The following is a 3,220-nucleotide window of genomic DNA, read 5'->3' as shown; positions in this document are numbered from 1 at the left end:
GCAGGTTCTGATTCTGAACCCGCCGCTTCGTCGCGACGTCCTCCAAAAAAACACCCACTCGATCGACCTCCATGACATCTGATCCATCGCAGTCACGTCCTTCCGCACCCTCTGCTGGCGGTCCTCCTCCAGGAGTCGGCCGGCCCGGGCACGCTCCTTTGCCTGAACCAAGTGTCATTCCAGAAGAAGGTTGGCACTGCGGCCACTACTTCTATCGATTCCGTCGTGAAATGTTTGATGGATCGATTGCACCAAATCATCGCGAACAATTCCTCGCGGCCCTGAACCCCACCGGCGATGCGGTTCCCGAACGCTTGGCGTCGTATTGGATCAGCGGCCACGATTGCGACTTCGGCATCATGGTGATGGATCCCGATCCCGCTAAAGTCGATGGCATCCACCAAGCGATCATGGCACCGGGAATTGGTCGGTTGATTGAACCCGCGTGGTCGTTCGTCTCCGTCAGCGAAGTGAGCGAATACGTTCCTTCGATCGAAGAGTATCGTCAACGATTGATCAAAGAAGGCAACGCACCGGACTCACCTGAGTTGGCTGCGAAAGTGGCTGCTTATGAGCGACGTTTGCCGATGATGAATCGCAATCGCTTGCAACCGGAGATTCCTGATTGGCCGTCGGCGTGTTTCTATCCGATGAACAAGAGCCGAGTGCCGGGTGCCAACTGGTTCATGGAACCATTCAGCGCTCGTAACCAAATGATGGCCGAACACGCCCAAAGCGGAATGGCTTTCGCGGGCAAGGTCAGCCAGTTGATCTCAGTCGGAGTTGGACTGGATGATTGGGAATGGATGGTGACGTTGTGGGGTCGCAATCCTCAGTATCTCAAAGACATCGTCTACAAGATGCGATTCGATCAAGCGAGCGCGAAGTACGCCGAGTTCGGGCCCTTCTACGTCGGCTACAAAGCGGATGCCGACGCGATTTTGCAGCACTGCCGTTTAGTTTGATCTCAAACAGCGAAGCTGGTTCGATTCTAGCTTTCAATCGATTGGTCTGGTGGCTACCGGACCTAAGTCGATTTCACAGGACCAACGTATTGGTCCAGGTACGATCGCGTGTGATCAAGCACGGATTCGTAGCTGAGCGGTTCGACGTCTTCGCCGATCAACTCCACTTCGATCGGTCCGGAGTATCCCAGTTCCAAGACTCGGTGAACCAGCGACTGAATCGGCACGCAGCCTTCACCCAGAAGGCAACGATTCATCTCGCCGAGTGGACTGTGTCGACCGTCGCCCAACTGCATCAAATGCATGAAAGGAACGACGTGCGGCAACATATCGAGCACTCGGTCATCCATGCCGACGTGATAGGTATCCAGCACGATTCCTAGGTTGGGACTGTCGACCATATCGAGAATCTCGAGGGTCGATTCCAAATCATTGACGAAGGACCATTCCATGCCGCATCCGGCGTGAATCGGTTCCAAAGAAAGCTTCACGCCAAACTCCTCGGCGATGATCGCGAGGTGAGACAAGGCATCGCAAAGCGTCCGGCGAGCATGCTTGCGAATGTGATTGTTGCGACCACCAGCCAACACGATCAGCGTTTCGGCTCGCAATTCCGCGGCGTCACGAACGGCGCTCATCGCATCGCGAACGGCGTCGTCAAATCCTCGACCATCGCTGCCGGTGAATCCACCAACCCAACTGAGCGAAGTGACTTGCAAGTTCGTTTCGGCCAGCAACTCCACGGCTCGATCGATTCCCAGGTCATCAAGCTTCGGTCGAAACAAGCCAATGCCTTCGAAACCTCGGTCGGAATACGCTTGAGCGTCTTGCTCGAATTCCCATCGAAGAGTCGACAATTGGTTGATCGCCAAGGTGTTCATAGACGGTGGGAAAAGAGAGGATCGAACTCGCCCGCTGGAGCTCCAACGCAGCCGCGGGGATCGGAGTATGCCGACGCGTGGTCGCAGTGTAAAGATTCGTTTGGGCCTCTGCTGGCTTCCCCCAACAATTGAGTGGATCGTTATCTTATTGCTTGCAAAAGAAAAGATTTGCTAGCAAATCAACGATTCATCCGGTCATCTGTTTTGACTTCTCGAGTCCACTGTCCCCGCCTCACTGCCATTTCGATTGGTTCCCCTCATGGTCGCTTTTTGCCGTTACGTTGATTCTTCCGGTGCCACACGTTTGGCGATTCGAAAAGAACCTGAAACCCAATTGGCTCCGCGTCCCAAGGTTTGTCCCATTGGCGATTTGTTGGGTGCGGAGGTTGAACAAAAATGGTTGCAAGGCAACACGCTTTTTTCGCTCGGCAAATCAGACTTCGATCAACTCCCCACTCCCACGGATTCGCAGTGGACCGATGCTCCTGATCAATTGCTGCCGCCGGTCGCCTGCCCTGAAAAAATTCTTTGCATCGGTTTGAACTATCTCGATCATGCGATTGAAACGGGAGCCGAGAAACCATCGTTGCCGGTCGTGTTCAGCAAATTCAATTCAGCACTGGTCGGACACGGACAAGACATCGTGCTGCCCAAGATCAGCGACAAAGTTGACTACGAAGCCGAATTGGTCGTGGTCATTGGGAAAACCACCCGCCACGTCGATGCCAGCGAAGCGATGGACGCGGTCTTTGGATACGCGGTCGGTCACGATGTATCTTCGCGAGATTGGCAAAAGGGGCGTCCCGGCGGGCAATGGTTGGTGGGGAAATCATTTGACACGTTTGCTCCACTCGGCCCCGCCGTCGTCACCGCCGACGAGATCTCTGATCCAGGCGATCTCCCGATTCGCTTGCACATCAATGGTGAAACACTGCAGGAGAGCAAAACGGATCAACTGATCTTCGACATCCCCGCGTTGATCACACACCTATCGAAATTCATGACGCTGAAGCCCGGCGACCTGATTTTCACGGGAACTCCATCAGGAGTGGGTGATGCACGAACACCGCCACGATATCTGGCCCCCGGTGATCGCTGCGTGGTCGAAATCGACGGCATCGGTCGCCTGGAAAACACCTGCCAAGCTGAAGCCTGATATTGGAGGGACAGCTTCACTCGCAGTAATTGCCCCTTCTCGGATAGAAGTCACGGGGATGTTAAGTCTTGTGCTGGCAACTATTTATCATCACCCTCCCCGAGGTCGTGCAGTTTTTTGATGCCGCTTTTCGGCAGATTTCCACACGGCGTACCTCTCCCGAAACTTCGTTTCGGGAGAGGTCGAGCGACGCCGTTCAGGCGTACGCGAGGGTGAGG

At 54.8% G+C, this 3,220-nt stretch carries 3 protein-coding genes; 2 read left to right on the top strand and 1 reads right to left on the bottom strand.

Annotated elements, in window-relative coordinates:
• The first annotated feature begins 71 nt into the window (after positions 1-71).
• A complete protein-coding gene (gene hemQ, locus B2R17_RS11915) occupies positions 72-965 on the top strand; it encodes a hydrogen peroxide-dependent heme synthase (protein WP_286764157.1) in 894 nt (297 codons plus the stop codon).
• Between the two features lie 62 nt (positions 966-1,027).
• Here hemQ and B2R17_RS11910 read toward each other — a convergent pair whose 3' ends face one another.
• A complete protein-coding gene (locus B2R17_RS11910; protein WP_286764156.1) occupies positions 1,028-1,846 on the bottom strand; it encodes a sugar phosphate isomerase/epimerase family protein in 819 nt (272 codons plus the stop codon).
• A gap of 259 nt (positions 1,847-2,105) precedes the next feature.
• Here B2R17_RS11910 and B2R17_RS11905 point away from each other — a divergent pair, with 259 nt between their 5' ends.
• Positions 2,106-3,002, top strand: coding sequence for a fumarylacetoacetate hydrolase family protein (locus B2R17_RS11905; protein WP_286764155.1), 897 nt, complete (start codon positions 2,106-2,108; stop codon positions 3,000-3,002).
• Positions 3,003-3,220: the final 218 nt, after the last annotated feature.

Source organism: Rhodopirellula sp. UBA1907 (genome assembly GCF_002337565.1).
Lineage (GTDB): Bacteria > Planctomycetota > Planctomycetia > Pirellulales > Pirellulaceae > Rhodopirellula > Rhodopirellula europaea.
The sequence above is the reverse complement of the archived record's forward strand: the minus strand, read 5'-3'. Positions and strand labels throughout refer to the sequence as shown.